This is a genomic window from Photorhabdus sp. RM71S, from assembly GCF_042879355.1.
GTDB lineage: Bacteria > Pseudomonadota > Gammaproteobacteria > Enterobacterales > Enterobacteriaceae > Photorhabdus > Photorhabdus kayaii.
Genome location: NZ_JBHFKV010000028.1, coordinates 1 through 23220 on the forward strand (window position 1 = coordinate 1; position 23220 = coordinate 23220).

The window sequence follows — 23220 nt, forward strand, 5'->3', positions numbered from 1 at the left end:
CGGAACTCATCGTGGCGCGGGTATCCATACTCATAGAGACGCCGGATAGATTTAAGCAAGCCAACCATACATCAAAATTAGTGTTGCAAAAACGGGGAAGACCATAGATTTCCTTTGGCGAGAAAGATGCCTACTATAGCAACTGACCGCCCTTCTGAAAAATTGCACTTATTAGTCGAATCTGCCTATTATTATTAATTTTTGATAAAAAATATTGATAAAATAAATATCAATCATATGATCAAAAATATCATTATGTTTATTGCTCATATAGCAAGGAACTAGAAGAGGTTTTAAATAGTCTTAATGGCTTTCTTTTTGAAGTATTAGGCAATTGGATTTAGATTATTGGTAACACTAAATGGCACAAAGAAATATTGAACTAACTCATCTGTTACTGATCCTTAAAGAGGAAGTATTCGTATTACTGCCCAGAAGAATAAAAAAGATGATTTAACAGAAAACGGTTATCAATAGACGAAATTAGAGAGAAATACGGATCAAGTAAGACGATGAAATTAAATAATCGTTTGTCATTTTTTTAACATCGATTAGAATATTCTGATTGTAGAATAAGAGGATTTAGTAAAATGAAAACTTTAAAATATGCTGCAATACAATTTCTTTCTGATATTCAAGTTAACCGATGCCTGAAACTTTCATATTATGATGCTGTGGAAGGTCTTAGCAATTATGGACGGAATATGATTACCTTCTGCTATGTACTGCGCGATAGCAGAGCAACGGCTGGTTATTTGATGGATCTGATTTCTAGTCTTCTGGAATATGTTATAATCCTTCACATTGAAGAAGGGAATGATGTACGTACTGTATTTAAGGCTAACCATCAGGATAAAGCACTGGCGCTGTTTCATTCTTACATTTTCAGCGGAAAGAAAGCATCAATAACTGCTGAATGAGCAACACGTGAATCTATTATTCTAGATTCTTGAAATGGATGTTTTTGGCATTTGGAAAATACTTATTTTAATGATTATTATATATCTGTATTGATTTATTATATTGGGTATATATAATAGGTAATATAGAAAAACGGAAGGCCGTTTTTCTTCATCTTGGCAAAGGCCAGACTCAAAGGAGTGTATAGATATGTTCAATAGTGAAATTACTCGTAAAATAGAAATTCTGAAAACTAATTATGCCTTAGCAGAGTTTATTGATGATATTTATCTTGAAAAGACAGCTAATGCTTTTAATAATCTTTCTTTTGATCCAGAAAGTCGAGTATTATGGTGTCAATTAGATTATGCTTGGCGTTTATGCAATCAGAAAAATCTAATACTAAAACGCATTGAGACAGCTCAGCAAAGAGGTGAAATAGTTGCTGAAGATTGGGAACTACAATTTGACAACTGGTTTAAATCGTTTCGTAATCGTATGAAAACCGCATTTGAAAGCTATCTATCAACGATGAGTAGTTGCGCTAATCCGGTGATAACAGGATCGGCTAACTTCCCTGTTGAGCGTATGCGTAGAAGAGGCCGTATTGCCGAGGACAAGTACATTCAGATTGATGAATATGCTAAAAAGGCACCAGAGCGTTTTTTGAGAAGAATTATTCCATTTGGTGATGGTACAAATATTTTATTAAATACTCCGAATGCATCCGAGTTACTGATAACAGAAATTGCCCAATTGGAGAATAGTCACACAAAAATGGTTGGCGCTAATAAAATTATCCGCAAGACTTTATGACTCTGAACGCTCATGTAACATTTGAGCGGGTAGTAAAATCGGCACTTGAAAAATTACCGAAGATGTAAGTGGTGGAAAGATCAATAAATGTATATCCGGTGCATGTCACCGGATAAATTATCAGAAGAAGGCTAGGTTCATAAAGGAATATCGTGCAAAATAATCCATTCGTAGGCCGCTTTTTCAGTGGCATTAGTTGGATTAAAGAGGGATAAAATGACTAACACGCCTTTTTCTATGCTGTCTTGTGCTTTTCGTGTTCGGCTAGTTAAAACATGGATAATGTCCTCTGGCTTAAGTGCTGTTACAGGGGCAGAACTCATTCATAAAGTTGCACTAGAAAATGGGTTTATTCGGCGGGAAAAGCCAGTTCCTGGTTCTGCATTGGCCGAGTGGTCTAAAAAACACTCTACTCCTTTATGGGCTGCCCTTGCTGCGTTAACGTTACTACTAGAAAATGGATGGTTTCCGCAGAACAATGAAGAATGGGCTGGTTTTGCTTCCCTTTTTGTTAAAATGCAGAAATCAAAAGATTTAGACGAATTGCTTGATGCATTGCCAGCGAAGTTTGATAAACCAATTGCAGCCGGTTGGATTAGTGCTGCTATCGAAGAAGATGAATGTTATAAAATAATAAAAAGTAAAAGGATAGCAATGTGACTTTCCGAGATTTGGAAAAAATCATTACAGCTTGTAAAAGTGATGCTTTTACATTCATTTTATTCTTTAGATTTATTTAATAGCGGCTAGGGTTGCGTAGATATCGATACTATAATTGCAGAAACTGGGCTTAATAATGCAAATATTTCATTTGTGACAAATTGACTAAAAAGCACGGAGGATTGACTATTAAAATTGTTATTTCCTGTTTCTGATTATTAGTTCACTTTTGTATCAGAAAATCAGGTCTTGCAGGTGTTTATAACCTTGGGTAAATTCCCGTTTTTCTATTCATGCCTTGAGCGTATTCATCAGCAGCGCACGGATCTTCATTATTTTTGTCCTGTTCCGTCATATTGCAGGTTAAAGGTAAATTAATCGAAAAGTGTACACTTGTCTGCCCTTCATGCTTGCATGCATGAAGGGCTATCGCCTTGAATACATCATAATTACATCATTTTTACGACAAAATAATCTTGACAATACAACATAATTACACCATTATTACGCCATGTTTTAGTGATTGTGTCATATGCACGTCACTATTGCATCAAAATTACTTCATTTTGAGCGAGAGTAATATAATATGAAGCCCAAAAGCATCAGGGCAGCCATTCAAATGATGTTGCCCGAAGTGGAAGAAATGTTGTCTCTGGGAGTATCGAGAGAGGACGTATTCAAAGCTGTTTCAGATCGGTTTGGCCTCGAAAACGTCAATGTCAGAAGTTTCGATACTGCGCTATACCGGGCGAGACAAAATAGGCTGAAGCTTGGTAACGCATCATCTAGATTGCACAATACAGATGAAGTGATAACCAGCCCAAGAAATCGTGTATTGTACAAAGCACAAGAGGATGTACAAAAGGAGGAAGAAAACGCCAGCAATAATCCAGGTATTATTGGGAAAGAGTTTTTCGATGAAATCAACGATTTGTTTGATCCAACAAAATATGTAGATAAGTACTGAGGTAATAAATGAAAGTAGTGGTAATTAATTACAGTGGCAGCGTAGGGAAAACTTTATTATCAACCTATCTTTTTGCCCCTCGTATGAAAGATGCGAAGTTTTTCGCTATTGAAACTATTAACCAGTCGGCGTCGGATTTAGGTATTGAGAATGTAACCAGTTTCAAAGGAGATGATTTTTCCAAACTGATTGAAGATATGGTATTTGAAGATGCCGCAATTATCGATATTGGAGCATCTAACGTAGAACCTTTTTTAATGGCTATGTCCCGTTTTGATGGTGGCGCGAATGAATTTGATTTGTACTTCATTCCTGTTACTCCCGAAGACAAAGCTATTAAAGAAAGTATTAAAACAGCGCATACTTTACGTAAAGCTGGTGTGGACAATAAAAAAATTATTTTCGTACCAAACCGCGTTGTACTCGGTGATGATGTGGATGAAGTATTACGCCCTGTTTTTAATTTCGTGAAAGAAACGAGAATTGGTAGTATCAATAAAAACTCTGTAATCTACGATAGTGAGGTTTACGAATATTTGGCGCATCATAAGATTTCGTTTGAAACTCTGACGGCTGAAGATGCAGAAGAATTTAAAGCAAGAGCCAAACAATCGACCGATGCTGATGAACGCCGTAAAATGGCCCGCCGTTATACTTATATGAAGCAGGCCATTCCGGTTAAAAACAATCTGGATAAAACATACAGCCTGTTAATCGGAGAGTGATATGGATAAGCAGCCCGATAAATTAGACGTGTTGATGGGATGGTTTTTAGGGGATGCGAAGGAAATCAACGAAGCGCAAGAGGCCATGCTAAAAAAACAGGCTGAGTTACTTCAACACCTCGAAGAATTGAACGGAAATCTGGTTTCTGCGGCAGAAGAAGTCAGACGTGACATGAAGGAAGAAAGTAAGGCGCGGGCTGAGTTTTTGTCCCGGTGGCAAGCAGCTCAGCGAACCAGCGCCAGAAACATCATCAACCGCGTTGTGATCGTGACGGCTGTTTGTTCTGTGGTTGGTGCGGCCATCGTGTTTGCACTGATTGCCCTTATCCTGAAATAAGTCACCAGATGCCGGGCAATGCCCGGCTTTTTTTGAATAACAAAACGTGACTGTTACAGTGAAATATATGGACAAAAAGAATATATTCGGTAGTTAGCTTGGGAATGGTGAGCATGTAGCCGAGAATCTCGGTTAATAAATCAAATCGCGCAAAACATTTGTCCGGTCTGCCATATCAATATTGCAATTTTATTTTGCATTTCATCAAATTTATTGATGAATCCCATTATATCATGTTTCACAACGTTTATCATTACTTCCGTTAGTATAGTGCTCCTTTCTGCGCAACAATTATATTCAAATGAAGTTAAAAAACTGATCGCTGACTCGTTGGCTACTAAGTAAAGCCAATAGCTAATACATATATATTAGCTATTGGCCGTTCTTGATCTTGCCCTTTTCTGATTTAGAGTTGATACCTTTGGGAAAGGGAGGCCAGCTACGGCAGTAACAGGCCTCCTGAGGGTAATCAGCGAAGGAGTGCCGATTACTGATGAGTGTATCTAAATAGATTACTTATGAAAAAGAATAATCACTACTCTCGGACTTTAATATGTTTTTTCACAGAAAAATTACTGGTTATCGCAGCTATTCGGTCATTATCCCCAGTTAGCTTGTCAATTTTGCTTACTCCCAATAAGGGAAACCATGAGATTCCCCGGCGTAACTATCAATCCAAATGCTTTTTTATAAAGATCATAAATTTATTATATACATACATTGATATATAATTGTAATTTGTTGTATAATGAAGACATAGAGATGGAAGGCCATCTTTTATTACAGGCGAAATGCCAGACTCAAAGGAGCTACACTTGAAAACAACTACTAATACACAAACTCAAAAACTATACCTCGCATATGGAATTTGGTATTTTATATTCTAAAATTAGAATAAATAATTTGTTAAATATATTCTGCTAATTGTTCGTTTTAGCATTAGTGTTACATAATAAATCCTTACTCATTCATGACAGATGATAGAGTAGGGGTTAATATAAAAAAGAATTTTATTATGAAAAGCTCTGTTAGATTTACATCTGAACAAGTGAATTATGTGGATCGTAAAGAAGAAATTATATTCTCTATTTCTATTGAGAAAATTATTTCTTATCGTGACCATATGTTGAAGTTAATTGATCAAGCGATTGATATATTAAATCAATCTCAGTCTTTATCACTTGAAATAGGTGGTGGTAAATTATCTGATTGGGAAATAAGGTTTGGCGGATATGGTAAAGAGGATATCTTAAAAAGAATTACGAAAATAAATGATCGCATTATTTGGAGTAGCTTAATGTATAAGTCGGGCATGTTTAGCTTGATGGATGAACAGGCTAGAGACGACTGGGAAAGAAATTTGGATAAAGGGGATTTTCCTGAGATAACAATGGAAAATATTGAAGCATCGTTTGAAAAATTGAGTCAAGAAAAAAATGAGATTTTTGAGCGAGGAGTTATAAATTTTTTTAAAAAATTGTCATGGGACTATAAAACTAATATTCCATGTAAGTTTGGAAAAAAGATTATTATGAATAACTTAGTTAAATATAATAATTATTGGGGCTTTAGTATATGTTCGTCTGGTAGTAATAAATTAGATGATCTTGAGAGAGTATTTAATATTCTTGACGGCATAAATTTTAAAGATCATCGAAATAACATTGGGATGTTATTTTATGATCACTTAAGAAATTCGAAAGAAGCAACTGAGTACAAAGGTGATTATTTTAGTATTCGTTATTTTAAGAAAGGAACTGGTCATATATTATTTAATAGATTAGATTTGTTGTAAAAGTTAAATGATATCATTGTACGCTATTATCCAAACGCATTGCCTGAACGAGTTTAATAATTAGAATAAAATTAAACTGACGAAGATTAATCTGCAATTAAAAATAATAATAAAAATTCTGTTAGGTTGTGTTTCTCATTTTAGATTTGATCAATTAATCCAAGGTAACAGGCATAATAATTGTATCCCTGTCAGACGTGAGAATAGGTGGAAAATGGACGAAGAAATTACATTGACAGCTATATATCTAGCAGTAGCTGCAAAAGAAAATTGGGAAAACTTTATTAAAATTATACGTACAGAACAAATAGGAGGAGAGATAGATTTAATGTCTATGTTAATCAATCATGCGAAAGCTGTTGACGCCGTAGCTAATATGCTCAATGAAAAAGGCTATGACTTTCCCGGATGCTGGCTTTATGATGTTGTTGAAAATTTTGGGTCGTTATTAGTGACTGAAAATATATTGTTGTTGAAAGAGCAGGCAGCTAGAAAATTAGCAGATATACTGATAAAGTGGCTTCCTGTAGCAATATCTGAGTATGCTTGTTTTACTGAAGAGGTAAAAGGATCTTATCTTGCAGCATGTAAGTTATAATGGGCAGGGGTAAATAAGACGTTTATGCTAGGTTAAAAATACTTTGGAGAATATGGGGTTGTCGTTGCTCTCAGACTAGTAATCTAAAATAAATTTGTTTAGTATTAAATAATAAAATTAGAGAAGTAAAAATCCTGATTACCAACTCAGGATTTTTATTATTACATATAGTAATATTTGGTTAGAATTAGTTTGTGGACTGTTTATTATTTTTTACTAATGTTTTCCAGTTATTTTTTCATCTTCACAGTAGCATCTTTGATGACTTTAGAAAAACTCTTTTGAAGAGCTATTGTATAGCCGTAAGTAGATAGATCTTTTTTCGCCAGAGCAATTAAAAGCGTTCCGCTTTTTAGTTGCTTTTGATTGTTCAATTATCTGGGGCCCCTTTCGGCTCCCCGCCCGCAGGCGGACGGGTCGTCGCCTGCACTCTACCTGGCCTGTGCAGTCGCACAGGCCAGCTTCCGCAGAGCCACGCGAGCGTGTCTCTGTCCATTCGGATAGCAAGCGATGCCTAAGGTCAACTCCTTAGCGCTTGCAGCGGCTAAAGCCGCGCCGCTAAGGTTGCCACGTCGTTCCGACATGGCGGGTGTGTTCATTCTCTTGACCATTGTGACTTATCTCTCGGTGAGTTCTCACGCGGAGGGCTGTGTGTAGCACCATCCCTGTTCAGAAAACAAAGGTAAATTGCACGCCTACGGTATCAGTGGCAAGGGCTAAAAAAATCACTTATTTGATTGTTTTTTATCCGCTTATTTTCTTTATTTTTTGCTGCTGTTTGTCACTTTATTTTTCGGCCAGTGGTTATGGTAATGGTTTACTGACTGGTGCATTTGGGGGTACCTTCGGCTCTCCGTCCTGAAGTCCGGGTTGTCGCCTAGCGACAACCGCATACTGGCAAACTGCTGCCAGTACGGGTTTTACGGAGCCACTCAGTCGTGTCTCCGCCCATGCGGGTGCCAACCGATGCTTGACGTCAACGGCACGCTAGCAGCGGCCTGCGGCCATGCCGCTCTCACTGCCCTGCGATACCCCCGCAGTGCGCTAAGGCGGCCAGATTCTCTGGCCTTCTTCCGGTGTTTCTCCCGTGACACTGTATCCTGCGCTGTTCCTTTTCGTGTGTCAGCCTGCGTCAGGGGACATCGAAGTCAACAGGCCGCGCAACGCGCTGGACGCATAAATTTTTGTCCTCGCTCGCCCAAAAATTTATGCGTCCCCTGTGGACTTCTTCGTCACGCCTGCCGCCTTCCGTCTTCCCACGAAAACTCCCCAGCGCCGGAGAACTCTGGCAGGGGGAAATACACCAGAAAAAAGCCAGAAGGAGTAGGCCGAAGCTGTGGCCGCGCAGTATACCAATATGACCCTTGAAGACTATCAGGGTACGCATTTTCGTCTTGTCCTGAGTCGTCATCCCTGCCGGATGGCGGTGAAGCCATAAACAAATCCATCGCCAGCTATGGCGTGAAAAAGTAGTAAGCAGTGAGAGGTGCCGGACGATGGGCGTCCGGCAGACAAAATCAATACATACGAGGTATCAACTATGTCAGTATCAGAGTTTAAAGCTAAGGCGATAAAAAAATCCAGCCCTAAAAAGAAGAACAATGTTGTCTCTGAGGTGTTGGTAAAAACCTTAGAAAATACAGCCGTGAAGATGGCACCCTTTTCACAATTTTTTATCAGCGAACTCAACGTTCGTTTGATCCCGCACACGGATGAAGAACTTAGGGAACTAGCTGACAGTATTAAAGCTGTTGGGATTCTGCAAAACCTTGTAGCAATCGAGCTGCCTGATGGACGTTTGGAAGTGGTTGCAGGTGGTGGGCGCACTAAAGCTACCGGCCTTTTGGTAGCTGATGGCGTGGTCGATACCGAAACGTTCATGGTTCCGTATAAGCCTATTCCTCGTGAGCTGGGCGTTGTGGCGTCTGCTACTGAAAACGGGAAGCGTAAAAACATGCATCCCTACGAGCAGTTGATAGTATTTCGCCAGATGAGTGAATCCGGCAAGACTCTAGCCGAGATTAGTGCTTTGCTGGGTTACAGTACCCGTCATGTACAGAAATGTCTGAGAGTGGCTGGGATGGCTACGGCGTTGGTTGATGCGCTGAAAGAGGACCAGATCACCCTCGATCAGCTGCAAGCCTTGTCTGCCACCGAAGATCACCAACGCCAGCTCAATATCTGGACGAATGCCAGTAATTTATATCTGCGTCAGCCCCAACAGCTGCGCGGTGCCGCTTTGCAGGGGGAAGTCTCTGCCGAAAATAATCCGATGCTGGAATTTATCGGGCGCGATGTTTACGAGAAGAACGGCGGTGCGTTTCGCTTTGACCTGTTTACCGATCAGGGGTTTATCACTGAACCGGCATTGCTTGAGCGTCTGGCTCAGGAAAAACTGCATGATATCGCAAAACACATCAGCGCAGAGGAAGGTTGGGCGTGGGGAGAAGGACGGCTGAACACGGTTAAAACATGGGGTGAGGATGCACAGCTTTATCGGGTATTGAGAACACCGTCACCTGTTTATACCGACGAAGAGGTTCAGCGTATGGAAGTGTTACAGACCACACTGGCCGAACTGGAGAGTGAATGTGATGCGCTGCACGAAGACGCCGATCTAACCAGCCTTACCGATCAGAGCAATCTTTGTGAGTACGAACTGGACGAGCTGTGCCAGACCGCGACACATCGTACATGGTCGCAGGATATGAAAGCACAGGCTGGTGTGGTTGTTGCGCTGGTTGCCGGTGATGCTCACATTCAACGTGGTATTGTTTTGCGTACCGAAGAAACCGACCATGAAACGTCAGCTGGGGCGGACAATACCCGCGATGAGAATTCAGAACAAGATGATGCTAAATCTGCCAAGAAAGGGTTGTCAGCGGCACTGGTGAAAAGCCTGTCATCAGAACGAACCCTTGCTGTACAGGCTGCGCTGGCGTCTGAACCCGAGATCGCGCTGGTCGTCATGCTGCACAGTTTGGTCGTACAGACTTTCTATACCGGACGGGTGGAAAAACCCCTGCATGTGAGTCTGACGAAAACCCGAGACGGGTTGCTGAATAATGCGCCTACAGCAACTGACGATCTTGCCATGATGCAGCTGGACAAAGCGCACCGCGACTGGGAAGCCAAATTACCGGAAGATTGGCAACACAGCTATGATTGGCTGATGACATGGCCGCTGGCCGAGCAACTCTCCATGTTAGCTTACTGCATTGCAGGAGCGATCGACGGCGTAACCGAACAGGTTAATATTGAGGGTAAGGTGGGGTCGAAGCTGGAAGGTGTTGAAGCGCTGCTGCCCTTCAATATCCGTGACTGGTGGCAACCTAAAAAAGCTAACTTCTTTGGTCGCGTCAGTAAAAACACGATCACCGATTCTCTGATGGATGCCGGTTGCAGCAGAGCGGCGGTTGATGTGGACAAAATGAAGAAAGGTGCCGCTGCTGAGCTGGCTGAAAATGTGATCGGCAAAACCCGTTGGGTTCCGGCCTGTCTGCTGAATGATAAGACCGCCGCCGCACAGCTTGCCGCTGAAACTGACGGCACTATCCACCCGATTGCCGCCTGACAAGGAGACGCTGCCCGAAAGGGCAGCGGTTTAACGCGATGATAACAAAACTGATTCATAATCTGGTTAGCCTGGCCGAGTTAGCCGCGATGGATGCCGACGAACTGGAACAGTACGGTGAACGCGGTCCCGATTATCGCCATGTGCTGTCGTGCTCTGTACTTAAGCTGATTCAGGTGTCTGAAAACTGGCATATGGACGTGGAATACCGCTGTGAATTTGGTGGCCTGCACCCGGTACCGCTGCAATTTTATTGTCGGAATAACGAGAATCCTGACACTGACTGGTACTTGTCCAGTGCCGGCAGAGGGGGTGCTGCATGATCCCGAACAGCCATGCACTAGTACCACTGATGCCAGAACGACAGGCAGCTATAAAGGCCGTCATCCACGTCGAAGAAAAACGGGCAAAAGACCCGTACTGGAAGTGTCATTCATCTCCTTACGCGCAGGCATTTTTCCGATTTTTGTGCGGCAGCAGCAAAATTACGGGGCGTGCCATTAATCAGGTAATGGGAGTTTACTGGCGTAAGGAAGATAAAATCGCGCTGGCGCGTTACGAACAGGCATTCGATGTGTTTATCGGTAGCCAAGGGCAGTGCTGCCCATCACCACTGCCGTTTGATCTGGCTTGCCATATTTTTCCGGAAGTGATGTTCAGTCGTCATGATCGTCAGGAAAAGCGTTGGCAGCGGGAGGGACATCAGTATTCTCGCCAGGAAACGAAGCGCCGACAGGAGCGCGAGGCTCGCTATCAGAATCTGGTTGGTCGGACTGCAACTGATCTGGCTTTTCAGACACCTGAGACGCTGCGTGCTTGGTATCTGCACTGGTCGCAGCACGATATACGACAGTATGACATGGAGAAAATGCTCTGGTCTTGGATTGAACGCTGCCCATCACTGTCGAACCTGTCGCTCTGGATGGTGCCAAACAAAATCACGCTGCGGGAGGTCTGGTCATGAGCCTGACGGAAAAACGGCTGGCAGCCTGTCACAGACGTAGAATGAAGACCCTGAAGCTGCTAATTGAGGATCTAAGCCCATGTTGGGAGGGACTGGACGGGGGCATCGTGATGGCTTATGAGGAGCTATATCGGGCTGCGGATTATGTTATTGAGCAGTTGGACTATGCGCAATATGAAAAGGAAAAAGGACGCGAAGATTGAACCAATTAACTGTTCGCGTGGCTAGGCAAGTTGATGGTTGGTACGGTATAGTTAACGCGGCGCTTGAGGCTTTTTGCCTCATGACGTTACTGTCAGGTGGTTTATTACCTGTTGTGAGGCAGAAAGAAAAAAGCCCCGTAGTTAATTTTCATTAACCAATGAGGCGATCCACATGTCTAGTCAACATCAGGATAGCTCCTTTCCTTTCGCCATTCTTCAGCTGTATCGTCTGGTTAACGCTTCTGCCGCCAGTTCGACCAGTTTTTCGATTTGTTTTCGACTTTCATAACGCTTGTAGGTTCTGAGGCTGACGCCCAGTTCTTCAGCTGCTCTTTCCTGATCCCAGCCAAATTCTCTTCGCCAGAGTCTGAGTTCGAATCCTGATATTTAAACCTCTGAAAAATGCCAAAATGACACTTAAATGATAATGAAATTTTTCAAATTTTACCACCTGGGGCACCTTCGGCTCCCCGCCCTGCGGTCGGGTCGTCGCCTGGCGACAACCAGTCTGACTTTAGTCAGCCAGGTTTTACGGAGCCACGCGAGGCGCGTCTCCGCCCATGCGGGTGCCAACCGATGCCTGAGTCAACGGCCGCTGGCAATGGCCTGATGGCCATGCCGCTTTCACTGCCCGACAGCATGCTGTCGGGCGCTAAGGCAGCCAGATAAATCTGGTTTTTTCCGGCGTCATCCTTGGCTGCCGTTCCGGCTACGGTTCATTTTCGCGGGTCAGCCTGCATCAGGGGACGGAAAAGTCAACAGGCCGCGCCAGGCGCTGGTCGCATGAATTTTTTGTCCTCACGAGTTCAGCCAAAAAATTAACGCGCCCCCTGTGGACTTTCCCGCCGCTCCTGCCGCGTAACGTCTTCCCACGAAAACGCCCCGAAGCCGGTACAACCGGAAGGGAATGACACCAGAAAGAAGCCAGAGGCTTCACAGGAGAAAAATGATGAATAAGATGATGGTTTCTGCCCCCGCAGAGCAGCGCATGAGTTGGGATGCCGAGACAGAGCATGCGTACTGGCTGGCGCGTGAAAAATCCGCAGTTGCGGCCCCGGAAGAAATCGACGTGACCGCGTTTCACGAAGCTGCCGGACGTATGTACCCGATGACCGGACATGTGTACCCGATGAACTGGCAAAGCAACGGACAGGACACCGAAACCTTCATGATGCAGGAAATGTATTGCGGGAATGTGACTGAGATTTTCACCCGCATTGGGGCGCGTTACTTCCGTATGCGCGATTACAGCCATCTGAGCCACGTGGAGATCGTTGAACGCGTTAAGGAGGCAATGAAGGAGGACGGTAATACCCAGATGTAAATAAAGCAGGCTTGCGCCTGCTCTCTCTGCCGGTGACGCCCTAGGAAGTGGCACCGGCTGTCAATAACTTACATGGAGAATAAGCTATGACTTTTGAAGTTTCGATTATTGCGCTAAGTGTGCAGCATGTAAAGAAAAAGCGCATAAGTGCGTCACGCGCGACGATATCGCCGCGCGTGACCTCGATCCGGCCATGCGTGCCAGCGAGTAGGGGCACGTTCTGCGTGCTCTGGAAATGAAATGGGTTTATGCCTGATTTAATTCTGCCGCCCCTGACGGTGCGGCATTCCACAGGATTGAGGTTTTTTTAAATGTCAGAAAAAACGATTCCACTTATTGTTACGCTGAATGTGGCGCGTAAGCAGTTTATCAGCATATTTCGCCATACGGCACGCCATTTGGGGCGCTGGAGTGTGTTCAGTGATTTTATTACGCTTGCCGCGAGCGAGCTGGATATGGCCCGCATAAGAACGACAGAAAACATTGAGAACAGCCGGAGAATTTGCGATCGCTATGACGCTGCTGATCTCGAAAACCTGAAAAAGTTGTTTTCGTTGATGGTTGCTGCCCTTGATGGTAAGTTTCACGATTTTCTGGGTGCCATATTTATGGAACTTGAGCTAGGTTCAGGTGATATGGGGCAATTCTTCACCCCCTATGATTTGCAGTCGCTTATGGCCAGAATGCTGGCAAGCGAAATTGATGGTGTTATCAAAAAGCAAGGCTGGATCGAGCTTAGTGAACCCACCTGCGGCGCTGCGGGTATGGTCATTGCCTTTGCAGAATACATGCTTGAGGCAGGGTATAACCCATCAGAACAGCTGTATGTCAGTTGTATAGACATTGATCCGATTGCTGCTGATATGGCGTTTATTCAGCTTAGTTTACTGGGTATCCCCGCCGAAATCGTCACTGGCAACACCCTGACGATGCAGTTTAACCGCGTCAGATATACCCCTGTTTTTTATATCAATAGCTGGCGCGAGCGTCTAGCGTTCCGGCAACGCGTTGAACTGATGCGAAAGTTTACTGTATCAAATGCCGCATGAGCTGACGGGCAGGGGGAACCCTGCCTTATTTTGTGCGCGGTCGAGAAGCAGCGGCATTGAGCCCCCGCTTCTCGAAAAAATGCATCGCTTGCAGCAGGCTTGCGCCCGCGCCGCTCTCACTGGTCAGCAAGCTGACCGCTTAAGCTGCCAGATAAATCTGGTTTCTTTCTGGTGTCTATCCTGATTTCTTGTTTCTGCACTGGATGTACTTCGCCGTGACAGACGCTGACAGGGTCGGCCCACAAAACAAGGTAGGCTTCGCCGCCATCTTCATACGTTCGCGCGTGCTCCCTATGGTCGCCCGCTTGCGCTGCGTCTTCGTTGGCGTCCTTGTTTCGTGTGCTGATTGACCCTGCCGGTTTGATGTCACAGCGCCGAACATCCCGCGCCAAGTAAAGCTTGAAAGGGATACACCAGAAAGAAGTCAGAAGGAGAAACAAGATGATGTGTATGTACCGTGGTTTTCGTCAGGCCAACCTGATCCGGAAAGAACGCCCATTGACTAATGATGAGCTGATGGTTGTCGTTCCAAGCATTTTTTCTGGAGAAAAACATGAATCTCGCAGTGAACGTTATACCTATATTCCTACGATCACTCTGTTGGATAAACTTCGCAGCGAAGGTTTTCAACCATTTTTCGCCTGCCAGACAAAAGTGAAGGATGAAGACCGACGTAGGCATACCCGTCATATGCTCCGACTGCGTCGAGATAGTTTTCGCGATACTGATGAAGTACCGGAAATTATTCTGCTCAATTCACATGACGGTTCATCGAGCTACCAGATGATTCCGGGAATGTTTCGTTTTGTTTGCCATAACGGTTTGGTTTGTGGCGAAACGTTTGGTGATATCCGCATTCCCCATAAAGGTGATGTTGTCGGTCAGGTGATCGAAGGGGCGTATGAGGTTCTCGGATTCTTTGACAAGGTGATTGAATCGCGTGATGAGATGAAATCTATCACGCTGGATAAAGACGAACAGTGCATTTATGCAAAACATGCGCTTGGTTATAAGTACGATGAACATGTGCCGGTGACACCTGAACAGGTGTTATTACCTAACAGACGTCATGATGACAGAAATGATTTGTGGACGACTTATCATCGCGTTCAGGAAAACCTGATCAAAGGCGGACTAATTGGAAGAACGGTGAAAGGACAGCGAACACGGACACGTGCAGTCAACGGTATCACTGGTGATGTAAAGCTGAATAATGCGCTTTGGTCATTGGCTGAAGAAATGAAAACACTTAAAAAGTAATGTTATCACGGTGGCAGCTAGGCTGCCGCCACAGGGGGAATCATGAGAGAGAATTTTGAATTCAAAAAATGTCTTGTTTGTTCGACAGGGCATATGACATCAGCTGATAACAGCTTGCTTAAAAAGCTGATAATCGATGAAAACTATTGGCTCTACTCATTCGAATATGGCTGGATTTTTAATCTGTTAGGGATTCGTAACAATATGAAGCATATAAAGAATCTTGGGTTATCAAATGAACTGTATCAGTTTGTCTTTAATATGTATCGGATGCATCATTGCGATTTGCTGATGTTTGACAGAGATGCTGATAGCATTGATGGCTATACTGTTTTTAACTGGTGAGTGACTTTCATCCTGATCGCGCATCGAGCACGATCAGGATGAGTATGTCGGTCTGTAAATCCGTTCCTGTATCTTGCGGTGTTTTAATGACATCGAATCATTAAAACTCTGTTCGCTGTCTGTTAGTCCTGAGATACCTTATCTGGCTTCTGAGGTGTCTTATCTTGTGTAGAAAGACGGCGGATGATTTTCTTCTTATTGCCTTTTGGCGAATTCAGAACGTCCTTTATTGCGCGCTCACTGACGTTTATCTTACAGGTCCCGAGTGCAGATTTAATATCTTTAACTGAGTATCCCTTTTTGGTTGCCAGCTCGAATATCTGTGTTTTCAGATTTTCCAGAACATCTTTCCCGGTCAGTCTTGTCTCAGTCAAATCTGGCAACTCTTCGAGTTGAAGCTTTGCTATTTTAATCTGTTCTTTTGTGTAGAAGGTGTTTGCTGCCATGCGCGCATTTCCTTGAAATATTTATGATTAATCTGATGGCGATATTATACCTCAAATAGAAAACCCGTTGCTATTACGTTTACCTATTCATGGTGTAATGACAAATTCAATTATTCAAGGCATAATTGAATTAAAAGAAGGGACAGGATATGTTTTGTTGAACCGCCCGCAAGCAGTCAGTCCTAACAAAACGTCCTGGTCAGGGCGAAGCCCCGACACCCCTGATGAGATAAAAACTAGGCAAACACCAGACGAAGGGTATTTTAAGACGCCATGAGCAAAAGCGAAAAACGTAACAGAACGGAGCTACTCTTGGGTATTCGCTGCCTGCCGGAAGAAAAGGCAGCTATCCAGGAAAAATCGAAAACTTCTGGCCTTAGCGTCGGTGAGTTTCTGCGTCGCTGTGCTCTCGACAGGAAAATATCGGTTCGCACAGATGTCAAACTGATGAAGGAACTTCTTCGCCTTGGTGGGCTGCAAAAACATCTCTATACCGAAATGAAAAGTCAGATGACACCAGAGTTAAGCCGCCATTTCTCTGAGGTTCTGGTGGAAATCCGCAAAGCGGTCGTTGCTCTTGATATCGGTGTGACACCATCTGATAAGGCATCATCATGATCCCGATTGTTCCGGAGAAACGTCGCGATGGCAGAAGCAGCTTTTTACAGCTGGTGTCTTATCTTTCTCTAAGAGAAGACGTCAAACTGGATGAGTCTGTTTCATCTGATGCCCCCGTGATGCGACTTTCAAGATCCAATGAGGCCATTTTTGACAGGCTTGTTGACTATATCGATCGCAGCGCCGCATTAGAGGCTCAGGTCGTTGTCACTGAGTTTCCTGATGGTCGTCAGCAGGTGATTTCCGGCAATGTTGTCTGTGAGACAAACTGCTTCAGTCTTGATACCGCATCTGCTGAAATGAATATGGTCGCTGCGCAAAACACACGTTGCGTTGATCCGGTTTACCACGTCATTCTCTCCTGGCCTGAGCAGGATAAGCCCTGGGATGAGGATATTTTTGCGTGTGCGCGTTCAGCACTGAAAACGCTGGGGATGCAGGAGCATCAGTATGTTACTGCTATCCATCGCGATACTGATAATGTGCATTGCCACATCGCCGCTAACCGTATCAATCCTATTGCTTACCGTGCGGTGAATCTTTACAACGATATTGATCGTCTTCATAAAGTCTGCCGACGGCTGGAGCTGAAATACGGCTATACACCGGATAATGGCGCCTGGGTTAATGAGAACGGCGACATTATTCGCAACAAAAATGACGTTAAATCTATTCCACGTAAGGCGCGCCAACTGGAATACCATAGCGACAAAGAAAGCCTGTATACTTACGCAGTAAATGAGTGCCGTGAACGTATTGGCATCATCTTAGGAAGTGGTGAAGCAACTTGGGAAAAACTGCACGCTGAGTTAATTCGTGCCGGGCTGGAGTTGAAACCAAAAGGTGAAGGATTGGCCATTTATTCTCGTCATGATGAGTCGGTTACTCCGATTAAAGCTAGTACACTTCACCCTGATTTGGCACGTCATTGTCTTGAGCCATGGCTGGGTGAGTTTGAACCTTGCCCGGAAGTTATTAACCAGTTCAATGACGATGGTGCCTATATTGGCAGTAACTACGCTCAGGAGTTTGTCTATGATGCGCGGGCTCATGTTCGCGACATTGGGGCGCGTAGTGAACGGCGTCTGACCCGCGCTGAAGCGCGTGAAGATTTAGACGAGCGTTACAAAGCCTACAAGAATGACTGGGTTCGGCCAAAAATGGAGAACGATCGCATTCGTCTTCAGTATAAAGCATTGTCAAATCGTTACTCCTGGCAGAAAGCTCAGGTGCGAAAAGTGTTTGATGATCCTTTAATCCGTAAGCTGGTTTACCGGACACTTGAGGCAGAACGGCAAAAGGAGTTTGAGGTATTGAGTCAGCAGGTTAAGTTGGAGAGGAAGGTATTTTATTCTGCACCAGAAAACCGCCGACTGAATTACTGGCAGTGGGTAGAGCAGCAGGCAGCGAAACAGGATCAGGCCGCGATATCCCGTTTACGTGGTAGAGCATATAAGCTCAAGCGTCAGTATCGTACTGCTTCGCTATCTGAGAATGCGATTGTGTGTTCTGTCGCTGATGATATTGCACCGGTGAATGTTCAGGGGTTCGAAACCCGGGTGAACAGAGACGGGACAATACAGTATCTGCAGGCGGGTAAGGTGACACTTCAGGATACTGGTGAGAGCATCGAAATTGCAGATCCGTACAGGGAGAACGGGATTCATATCGCGGATGCCATGTTACTGGCTGAGGATAAATGTGGGGAGAAAATAGTGTTCAGTGGTGATGATGCTTTTGTGGCGTCAGCCTGCAGTCTGGTGCCATGGTTTAACGAGGGAAGCGATAAGCCTTTACCGCTGACAGATCCTCAGCAACGTGTTCTGGCCGGTTACGATAAGCCAGCAAGCCCGACCATTACGCCCAGAGTTATGGATGAGCAAACGTATTGTCAGATTTATGGAAAGAACACTACTGTTGATGAAGAACGGTTGGAGGATAAGAACACGGCAACCAGAAACACTTGGCGGCCGCGGTAGGATGTGAAGGCGAGAAATGAAAACGCCCGTGTAGGGCGTTTTTGTTAGAGGAGGGGTTAGCTGTTAGTACTCCATGGTTCAATCATTAAAATACCCTCCTTAGAGGGCAATCCTTTCTTAACTATGTGAAACTTCGAAAACATTATTGTGACGGACTCATGATCACCGTCTACCCTGATAGGGACAGGTTTAAGTTGTTTTCCCTCATAATTGAAGGCTTCATTGAGCGCGTTCTTATCCATATAAAGTGCCGGAGAATGTGGTGCTTTCCATCTCTTTTTCCAGTCACCCGGCGACACGGTATAACTGTACCAACCGTCATTTTTCAATGATTCAATCGCGTATGTCAGGCGGAACAGATCGCTTTGCCTGAGAACGTTTTCACGGCTGGATTTGTAGATATAAGTAATCTTTTTCTTCAGGTTGACCAATGGTCCGGATTGTTTTCCTGTCTGAATCAGATAGTCGATCTCGGCGGCGATTGCTTTCGGAAAAAATTTTTTCTTTCGGGCTGTATTCATCCAGTTCATAAGAAATATGTGTTCCTGAATCGGGGAAGTAACCTTTTTGTCCTTGCGTGCAATGCCCAGCGCAATTTGGGCACACCATGCGAAATGTCCTAAAAGTTCAGTAGTGTCTGTTGTCATGAGGTTTATTTTTCCATATGAAAGGTTAAAACCACCGACTTTAGTCGGTCAGCTTTAGCTGCGATACTCTGTTGCACGAGAGGTGCAATATGGATTACAGATATGGCAGCCACACGGTATTTCAGATTGAGTATCATTTCGTGTGGGTAACGAAATACAGATACAAAGTACTGATAGGTGAAGTTGGCTTACGGGTAAGAGAGTGAGTTCGTCAGACATGTGAAGCGTTTGAAATCAGGATAATAGAAGGAGTCGTGAGCAAAGACCCTGTACACATACTGGTGAGTTGTCCTCCGACCTTAGCGCCCTCAGAAATCATGAGGCGAATAAAGGGAAGAACAGCGAACAAGTTGTTTGAAGAGTTTGCTCACCTGAAAAAGCGTTACTGGGGTCAGCACTTTTGGGGCAGAGGCTATTTTTGTGCGACGGTAGGCCAATTAACGGAAGAGATGATAAAGGCCTATCTGGAGCATCATTTTGAACCAAACCCGAATGATAATTTCAGGCTGGATAATTGACGCATCGTTGAGCCGATGCGTATCCGGACTTTCAGTCCGTTAATCACTAACCGGTTCGACGGTAGAATCCATCAGAATAAAGTTCCCGCGACCACTGATGTGGTCATACTCAAATTTAAGCGGCTCGTAACATTCCGGAAGGTTTCTAATCGATGTATGCAAAAAACCAGAGATTAAATCGGGATCAGTGGTGAAATTAACGATCTGATATTCACTAATTGCATTACCGAGCTGTTCCATTTCCAGATCGTGAAATATCAGGGGGATTTTTCTTGCCTACATAGGATGTTGCTCCGTCAGGGTATGAGGCGGTCAATAGGTTGATACCTTGCTACTTTTCGGTATCCTGATGCATAAATGCCGTAGAGCGTTCAGCCAGCTTCTTGGCCATCGCATCAGACACTTTGAGTTGGTTCGGCTGGGTTTTAACCGTGAACCACTTCTTACCCCGTTTGTTCATAACAACCCGTGCCGCTTCAAAAAGCAGAATGCCGCGCTGGACAGGGGAATAGATGATATCACAGCGGTTATCTAGGTCCATGGCGACTTGGGCCAGTCTGGCTAGAATAGGGTCCATGAGAGGTGGCAATGTATGTGTGTCATTGCCAGCGATGAGTTCATCGGTGCGTTGCAACACCATACCGACATTCATTTCCGACGGTGGTAGTAACCTGGTCAATTGCGGGTTCTGAGCAATCAAATCCGCTTCGGTCGGCGTGCCAACATCGATAAAGCGGTTAATCTTCAGCGCCAGCTTTGATGACTGTTTTTCATCATCGGGAATATAGATCGCATTGCTGGGAACCAGCGCACTTTTGAACGAGATAAAGCCTTCGCCTGAGTTGAGATCTTTAAGTTCATCCAGCGAAATGCGGTTCTTTTCGCGGATGTAGGTAGTGTTGGCATCTTCGTAGCTGCTGCTGACCGTGCCAGGTGTACGTTTCACTTCACCTAGCTCTGCGTAGTAGTCTTTGCCAGCCGTGGCCTTAGCCAACTCGAAGGTGTCCTTTTCATCTTGCAGCGCCATAAACCATTTGATGAGCATGTTGGCGTTGACGGTCTGATATTCTCCTTTGAACTGGGCAATAAAACGCTGGATATCCTGCGCAGAAATAACCAGCATCATTCCAAGGCTACGCATCTGAGCCGCGAGGTCATCCATACCTGGTGCAAAGTAACTGCCCAGCTCGTCATGCACATCTGGGTAGGGGAACGGATTGCGGAACTTTTTCGCGGTCAGCACATCAGCTCGCTTTCCTTCCAGCTGGTAGCCGAGGTCGCGAGCAATGATCATCCTTTTAGCCGAGATATACAACTTACCCAGGTTAGCCGATTCGCTTTTCGACAACTCAAGGGCCGGGATGAGTACGACAAGAGTGCGATCGTTGTGGAGAACATCGTTAATATCGATATCCCCTGCGTCGGTTGAAAAGATGTGGCCATAGACGTCATTAAACATGGTCAGCATGCGGGAGAACTGCTGGATTAGAAAGCCGTGCTGATCATAGACACCTTGGTCCCATTCGGACGGATTGCTGACCAGATCCATGCGGAAACCAGCTAGAGTATTGAGGTAGCTTTCCAGAGCATTCACCGCCTCGTCATGCCAGCCATTTTGTTTGCCCTCAATATACAATTCGGCCATTTTTTTCAGTGGCAGGTGCTTTTGGATAAGCGACTGAGATATGCGGATATTGTCTTTTTTGCACTTGTAATACAGCGCGTAGACAAGGCCGTAGAGCATGGGTTTGGCTTTATCCTGCCAACCGGCTTCACCGGTGCCGACCTGGGGAAGCAACGATTCCATCAACTGGATGATGAAGGTTGCGTTGGCTTCTCCAAAAAGGTTGATGGAGTTAGACTGAGGCCGCGTGCGGTCATTGCCCAGTAGGGCATCGAACCGATCTCGACCCCCATTGAGGAAGTTCAGTACATAGTAGTTATCCTCTTGACCATAGCGTCGCATCAGTGACCAGATGGAATAAGCTAATGTGGTTTCTGCTTTCCCGTCAGAGAATGTCATACCCCGTCCCCAACACAGGCTATTGAGCTGCAGTGACAGAAGGGCTTCCGTTTTACCTGAACCCGTGGTAGCCAGTAGCTGCATGTGGCGAAGACAGTCATCGCGAGTCAGCCAGAGTTCACGGCCAAGAAAGCGTTGACGTGCGTGGCCGAGGCACATGATGCCGGCAGATTTTTCCCAGGTCAGTTTACGGCGGGTAAAATGGAAAAGGCCCATAGGTCCTTTGAATTCCATCGCATTTTCACGTTCAGTTGTCATATCTATGCTACCAATGTCTTTCGGCATACGAAGTGGCATACGGAATTGTTGGCCAAAGAATGTCAGCAGCCAGAATGTTATCGAGAATATACCAGGAAGTAAGATCCAGGTTCTCAGGAACGACAGCAGGAGGACAACAACCAGTCCCACTTGGACTGTCGCCGGCGCAAACAGGTAATCTTCCAGCCAGGTTGATTTAATACGCTGTCGAACCCGTATTTTATCGACGGGCTGGGTATTACCGTTGGCCATAAACGGGCTCCTCAACCGGGGAGTTTATGAACCTGGTCAGGGTGTCGTCGCTGGTCAGAGCGCTGAAGGGGATTTCACGTCCATCATCTGCCAGCAACTGCGGTGTACCCGGGAGCTGGTAATAGCCAAAGGCCCGATCATTAATTGCGAGGGCATGTTCACCTTCAGAGCAACTGGTTGTCATTACGTTCCCTTGCTTCTGGCTAGAAGCTGGTCTGGAATCGCCGGGGAACAGTGATTGCCACAGACTTGCTCGTTTATCCGGGGTTGCGCACAGTACTGGAATAATTTCTTTAGATGAAGCCTGTTTACCGATCACTGACACCGGGAATATCTCAACGTTGTAATCACGGGTAAGAGCTTCAAGTGTGGGCTCAATTTCACGGCAATGGGGGCATAACGGGTCGGCAAATACATACAGAGTGCGTGGATGCCCACTGGACAATGAAACGGTATAGCGGTCGCTGGCGGCTGCTTTTTGAAGACTTTGGGCACGTATCGCTAAAGAATTCACTTCAGTATCAGTCACCGGCGCGGTTGAAACTGGTGCTGCTGGAATTATCTGTGGTTTCACTGGTTCAGGATCAGACATTAATCCTGCCGGTAGATTTGCTAACTTAGAGGAGTAAGAAATGAAATAGTTGGCCAGAATTTGGCTCGATATAAAAAACAATCCTACAATCATTAAGATCAGAAAAACTCCAACTATTTTGCTGGAAATGTTTTGACGTCTGGAGTGTTCCTGATAGATAGCATTCAGTAATGCCATTGCATCTTCACGACTGTCGGCGTGGTAAATCTCTTGGACAGTTTGAGTTTTGCTGTCATGACACAGCACTTTTTCCTGCAAGAAGAATCGTGTATTGCGGTCGGGCATTATCATAAATAAAGGTTCGGATTGATTACCGACAAATGCGGCCAGCATCCCACATTTGTACTGAACGGAATAGGTAAGTGACATA

26 protein-coding genes and 2 pseudogenes are annotated in these 23220 nt (G+C 44.8%); 20 read left to right on the forward strand and 8 right to left on the reverse strand.

The window, feature by feature from the left end; all coding sequences use genetic code 11:
* Nucleotides 1-590 precede the first annotated feature (590 nt).
* The 8 genes from ACGF5R_RS14940 (at nucleotide 591) to ACGF5R_RS14975 (ending at nucleotide 6798) form a co-directional block, all read left to right on the forward strand.
* Nucleotides 591-920: a hypothetical protein gene (locus ACGF5R_RS14940; RefSeq protein ID WP_387691480.1), complete on the forward strand. Its 330-nt coding sequence runs from the start codon at nucleotides 591-593 to the stop codon at nucleotides 918-920.
* A gap of 190 nt (nucleotides 921-1110) precedes the next feature.
* On the forward strand, nucleotides 1111-1716 hold the full coding sequence (locus ACGF5R_RS14945; protein ID WP_387691481.1) for a hypothetical protein: 606 nt from the start codon (nucleotides 1111-1113) through the stop codon (nucleotides 1714-1716).
* A 216-nt stretch (nucleotides 1717-1932) separates the two neighbouring features.
* The gene (locus tag ACGF5R_RS14950) at nucleotides 1933-2376 is read left to right on the forward strand and encodes a hypothetical protein (protein WP_387691483.1); all 444 of its coding nucleotides are present in this window, start codon (nucleotides 1933-1935) and stop codon (nucleotides 2374-2376) included.
* A 586-nt stretch (nucleotides 2377-2962) separates the two neighbouring features.
* Complete coding sequence (gene stbA, locus ACGF5R_RS14955) at nucleotides 2963-3343, forward strand: plasmid stabilization protein StbA (RefSeq protein ID WP_387691485.1); 381 nt, start codon at nucleotides 2963-2965, stop codon at nucleotides 3341-3343.
* Nucleotides 3344-3351: 8 nt separating this feature from the next.
* Nucleotides 3352-4068 (forward strand): StbB family protein, encoded by a 717-nt coding sequence (gene stbB / locus ACGF5R_RS14960; RefSeq protein ID WP_387691486.1) that lies wholly within the window; start codon nucleotides 3352-3354, stop codon nucleotides 4066-4068.
* Between the two features lies 1 nt (nucleotide 4069).
* Nucleotides 4070-4405 carry a plasmid stabilization protein StbC gene (gene stbC, locus ACGF5R_RS14965; protein ID WP_387691488.1) on the forward strand — a complete coding sequence of 112 codons (336 nt, stop codon included), beginning with the start codon at nucleotides 4070-4072 and terminating at the stop codon, nucleotides 4403-4405.
* Nucleotides 4406-5420: 1015 nt separating this feature from the next.
* The gene (locus ACGF5R_RS14970; protein WP_387691493.1) at nucleotides 5421-6200 is read left to right on the forward strand and encodes a DUF4942 domain-containing protein; all 780 of its coding nucleotides are present in this window, start codon (nucleotides 5421-5423) and stop codon (nucleotides 6198-6200) included.
* A 214-nt stretch (nucleotides 6201-6414) separates the two neighbouring features.
* Complete coding sequence (locus ACGF5R_RS14975) at nucleotides 6415-6798, forward strand: hypothetical protein (protein WP_387691494.1); 384 nt, start codon at nucleotides 6415-6417, stop codon at nucleotides 6796-6798.
* 230 nt (nucleotides 6799-7028) lie between these two features.
* Here the strand turns inward: ACGF5R_RS14975 and ACGF5R_RS14980 are convergent, their stop codons facing one another.
* Together ACGF5R_RS14980 and ACGF5R_RS14985 are read right to left on the reverse strand one after the other, a co-directional pair.
* On the reverse strand, nucleotides 7029-7172 hold the full coding sequence (locus tag ACGF5R_RS14980; protein WP_387691496.1) for a hypothetical protein: 144 nt from the start codon (nucleotides 7170-7172) through the stop codon (nucleotides 7029-7031).
* Between the two features lie 57 nt (nucleotides 7173-7229).
* On the reverse strand, nucleotides 7230-7382 hold the full coding sequence (locus ACGF5R_RS14985) for a hypothetical protein (RefSeq protein WP_387691498.1): 153 nt from the start codon (nucleotides 7380-7382) through the stop codon (nucleotides 7230-7232).
* Nucleotides 7383-8134: 752 nt separating this feature from the next.
* On the opposite strand from ACGF5R_RS14985, the gene ACGF5R_RS14990 reads away from it, so the two are divergent.
* The 5 genes from ACGF5R_RS14990 to ACGF5R_RS15010 all read left to right on the forward strand — a co-directional run bounded on the left by ACGF5R_RS14990 (nucleotide 8135) and on the right by ACGF5R_RS15010 (nucleotide 11539).
* The gene (locus tag ACGF5R_RS14990) at nucleotides 8135-8236 is read left to right on the forward strand and encodes a DUF905 family protein (RefSeq protein ID WP_387691500.1); all 102 of its coding nucleotides are present in this window, start codon (nucleotides 8135-8137) and stop codon (nucleotides 8234-8236) included.
* Between the two features lie 213 nt (nucleotides 8237-8449).
* Nucleotides 8450-10372 (forward strand): ParB/RepB/Spo0J family partition protein, encoded by a 1923-nt coding sequence (locus tag ACGF5R_RS14995; RefSeq protein ID WP_387691502.1) that lies wholly within the window; start codon nucleotides 8450-8452, stop codon nucleotides 10370-10372.
* Nucleotides 10373-10410: 38 nt separating this feature from the next.
* On the forward strand, nucleotides 10411-10695 hold the full coding sequence (locus tag ACGF5R_RS15000; protein ID WP_387691504.1) for a conjugation system SOS inhibitor PsiB family protein: 285 nt from the start codon (nucleotides 10411-10413) through the stop codon (nucleotides 10693-10695).
* Between the two features lie 29 nt (nucleotides 10696-10724).
* A complete protein-coding gene (locus tag ACGF5R_RS15005) occupies nucleotides 10725-11336 on the forward strand; it encodes a plasmid SOS inhibition protein A (protein ID WP_387691599.1) in 612 nt (203 codons plus the stop codon).
* Entirely contained in the window at nucleotides 11333-11539 is a 207-nt protein-coding gene (locus tag ACGF5R_RS15010; protein WP_387691505.1) for a hypothetical protein, read from the forward strand. The genes ACGF5R_RS15005 and ACGF5R_RS15010 overlap by 4 nt, the downstream gene beginning before the upstream one ends.
* 318 nt (nucleotides 11540-11857) lie before the next feature.
* Here the strand turns inward: ACGF5R_RS15010 and ACGF5R_RS15015 are convergent.
* Nucleotides 11858-11926, reverse strand: a pseudogene (locus ACGF5R_RS15015) (hypothetical protein); the annotation flags it as partial.
* A 562-nt stretch (nucleotides 11927-12488) separates the two neighbouring features.
* On the opposite strand from ACGF5R_RS15015, the gene ACGF5R_RS15020 reads away from it, so the two are divergent.
* From ACGF5R_RS15020 to ACGF5R_RS15035, 4 genes are all read left to right on the forward strand, one after another.
* On the forward strand, nucleotides 12489-12863 hold the full coding sequence (locus ACGF5R_RS15020; RefSeq protein ID WP_387691601.1) for a hypothetical protein: 375 nt from the start codon (nucleotides 12489-12491) through the stop codon (nucleotides 12861-12863).
* Between the two features lie 311 nt (nucleotides 12864-13174).
* The gene (locus tag ACGF5R_RS15025) at nucleotides 13175-13912 is read left to right on the forward strand and encodes an N-6 DNA methylase (protein WP_387691507.1); all 738 of its coding nucleotides are present in this window, start codon (nucleotides 13175-13177) and stop codon (nucleotides 13910-13912) included.
* A gap of 444 nt (nucleotides 13913-14356) precedes the next feature.
* Nucleotides 14357-15172 carry a DUF932 domain-containing protein gene (locus ACGF5R_RS15030; protein WP_387691603.1) on the forward strand — a complete coding sequence of 272 codons (816 nt, stop codon included), beginning with the start codon at nucleotides 14357-14359 and terminating at the stop codon, nucleotides 15170-15172.
* A gap of 42 nt (nucleotides 15173-15214) precedes the next feature.
* The gene (locus tag ACGF5R_RS15035; RefSeq protein ID WP_387691509.1) at nucleotides 15215-15517 is read left to right on the forward strand and encodes a DUF5983 family protein; all 303 of its coding nucleotides are present in this window, start codon (nucleotides 15215-15217) and stop codon (nucleotides 15515-15517) included.
* Nucleotides 15518-15639: 122 nt separating this feature from the next.
* Here ACGF5R_RS15035 and ACGF5R_RS15040 read toward each other — a convergent pair whose 3' ends face one another.
* Nucleotides 15640-15963: a mobilization protein MobC gene (locus ACGF5R_RS15040; RefSeq protein WP_387691511.1), complete on the reverse strand. Its 324-nt coding sequence runs from the start codon at nucleotides 15961-15963 to the stop codon at nucleotides 15640-15642.
* Nucleotides 15964-16236: 273 nt separating this feature from the next.
* On the opposite strand from ACGF5R_RS15040, the gene mobA reads away from it, so the two are divergent.
* Nucleotides 16237-16581 (forward strand): plasmid mobilization protein MobA, encoded by a 345-nt coding sequence (gene mobA / locus ACGF5R_RS15045; protein ID WP_387691513.1) that lies wholly within the window; start codon nucleotides 16237-16239, stop codon nucleotides 16579-16581.
* On the forward strand, nucleotides 16578-18560 hold the full coding sequence (gene traI, locus ACGF5R_RS15050; protein WP_387691515.1) for a TraI/MobA(P) family conjugative relaxase: 1983 nt from the start codon (nucleotides 16578-16580) through the stop codon (nucleotides 18558-18560). Before mobA ends, traI begins: the two co-directional genes overlap by 4 nt.
* 56 nt (nucleotides 18561-18616) lie before the next feature.
* On the opposite strand, the gene ACGF5R_RS15055 is transcribed toward traI, so the two are convergent.
* Nucleotides 18617-19207, reverse strand: a complete 591-nt coding sequence (locus tag ACGF5R_RS15055; protein WP_387691517.1) for a DUF2913 family protein — start codon at nucleotides 19205-19207, stop codon at nucleotides 18617-18619.
* 89 nt (nucleotides 19208-19296) lie between these two features.
* Here ACGF5R_RS15055 and tnpA point away from each other — a divergent pair.
* Nucleotides 19297-19725, forward strand: a pseudogene (gene tnpA / locus ACGF5R_RS15060) (IS200/IS605 family transposase).
* Between the two features lie 39 nt (nucleotides 19726-19764).
* On the opposite strand, the gene ACGF5R_RS15065 reads toward tnpA, so the two are convergent.
* The 3 genes from ACGF5R_RS15065 to ACGF5R_RS15075 all read right to left on the reverse strand — a co-directional run bounded on the left by ACGF5R_RS15065 (nucleotide 19765) and on the right by ACGF5R_RS15075 (nucleotide 23219).
* Nucleotides 19765-19965: a hypothetical protein gene (locus tag ACGF5R_RS15065; RefSeq protein ID WP_387691519.1), complete on the reverse strand. Its 201-nt coding sequence runs from the start codon at nucleotides 19963-19965 to the stop codon at nucleotides 19765-19767.
* 91 nt (nucleotides 19966-20056) lie between these two features.
* Complete coding sequence (gene trbC, locus ACGF5R_RS15070) at nucleotides 20057-22258, reverse strand: F-type conjugative transfer protein TrbC (protein ID WP_387691521.1); 2202 nt, start codon at nucleotides 22256-22258, stop codon at nucleotides 20057-20059.
* A complete protein-coding gene (locus tag ACGF5R_RS15075) occupies nucleotides 22245-23219 on the reverse strand; it encodes a hypothetical protein (RefSeq protein ID WP_387691523.1) in 975 nt (324 codons plus the stop codon). The genes trbC and ACGF5R_RS15075 overlap by 14 nt, the downstream gene beginning before the upstream one ends.
* Nucleotide 23220 lies beyond the last annotated feature (1 nt).

Coding starts and splice junctions, on each gene's coding strand:
- ACGF5R_RS14975 (WP_387691494.1), top strand. CDS start 6,415: ATGGACGAAGAAATTACATTGACAGCTATATATCTAGCAGTAGCTGCA.
- ACGF5R_RS14940 (WP_387691480.1), top strand. CDS start 591: ATGAAAACTTTAAAATATGCTGCAATACAATTTCTTTCTGATATTCAA.
- stbC (WP_387691488.1), top strand. CDS start 4,070: ATGGATAAGCAGCCCGATAAATTAGACGTGTTGATGGGATGGTTTTTA.
- ACGF5R_RS15010 (WP_387691505.1), top strand. CDS start 11,333: ATGAGCCTGACGGAAAAACGGCTGGCAGCCTGTCACAGACGTAGAATG.
- ACGF5R_RS15025 (WP_387691507.1), top strand. CDS start 13,175: ATGTCAGAAAAAACGATTCCACTTATTGTTACGCTGAATGTGGCGCGT.
- ACGF5R_RS15030 (WP_387691603.1), top strand. CDS start 14,357: ATGTGTATGTACCGTGGTTTTCGTCAGGCCAACCTGATCCGGAAAGAA.
- ACGF5R_RS15035 (WP_387691509.1), top strand. CDS start 15,215: ATGAGAGAGAATTTTGAATTCAAAAAATGTCTTGTTTGTTCGACAGGG.
- stbB (WP_387691486.1), top strand. CDS start 3,352: ATGAAAGTAGTGGTAATTAATTACAGTGGCAGCGTAGGGAAAACTTTA.
- ACGF5R_RS14945 (WP_387691481.1), top strand. CDS start 1,111: ATGTTCAATAGTGAAATTACTCGTAAAATAGAAATTCTGAAAACTAAT.
- stbA (WP_387691485.1), top strand. CDS start 2,963: ATGAAGCCCAAAAGCATCAGGGCAGCCATTCAAATGATGTTGCCCGAA.
- traI (WP_387691515.1), top strand. CDS start 16,578: ATGATCCCGATTGTTCCGGAGAAACGTCGCGATGGCAGAAGCAGCTTT.
- ACGF5R_RS14985 (WP_387691498.1), bottom strand. CDS start 7,382: ATGTCGGAACGACGTGGCAACCTTAGCGGCGCGGCTTTAGCCGCTGCA.
- ACGF5R_RS15040 (WP_387691511.1), bottom strand. CDS start 15,963: ATGGCAGCAAACACCTTCTACACAAAAGAACAGATTAAAATAGCAAAG.
- ACGF5R_RS15055 (WP_387691517.1), bottom strand. CDS start 19,207: ATGACAACAGACACTACTGAACTTTTAGGACATTTCGCATGGTGTGCC.
- ACGF5R_RS14970 (WP_387691493.1), top strand. CDS start 5,421: ATGAAAAGCTCTGTTAGATTTACATCTGAACAAGTGAATTATGTGGAT.
- ACGF5R_RS15020 (WP_387691601.1), top strand. CDS start 12,489: ATGAATAAGATGATGGTTTCTGCCCCCGCAGAGCAGCGCATGAGTTGG.
- ACGF5R_RS15065 (WP_387691519.1), bottom strand. CDS start 19,965: ATGGAACAGCTCGGTAATGCAATTAGTGAATATCAGATCGTTAATTTC.
- ACGF5R_RS15000 (WP_387691504.1), top strand. CDS start 10,411: ATGATAACAAAACTGATTCATAATCTGGTTAGCCTGGCCGAGTTAGCC.
- trbC (WP_387691521.1), bottom strand. CDS start 22,258: ATGGCCAACGGTAATACCCAGCCCGTCGATAAAATACGGGTTCGACAG.
- mobA (WP_387691513.1), top strand. CDS start 16,237: ATGAGCAAAAGCGAAAAACGTAACAGAACGGAGCTACTCTTGGGTATT.
- ACGF5R_RS14950 (WP_387691483.1), top strand. CDS start 1,933: ATGACTAACACGCCTTTTTCTATGCTGTCTTGTGCTTTTCGTGTTCGG.
- ACGF5R_RS15005 (WP_387691599.1), top strand. CDS start 10,725: ATGCCAGAACGACAGGCAGCTATAAAGGCCGTCATCCACGTCGAAGAA.
- ACGF5R_RS14995 (WP_387691502.1), top strand. CDS start 8,450: ATGGCACCCTTTTCACAATTTTTTATCAGCGAACTCAACGTTCGTTTG.
- ACGF5R_RS15075 (WP_387691523.1), bottom strand. CDS start 23,219: ATGTCACTTACCTATTCCGTTCAGTACAAATGTGGGATGCTGGCCGCA.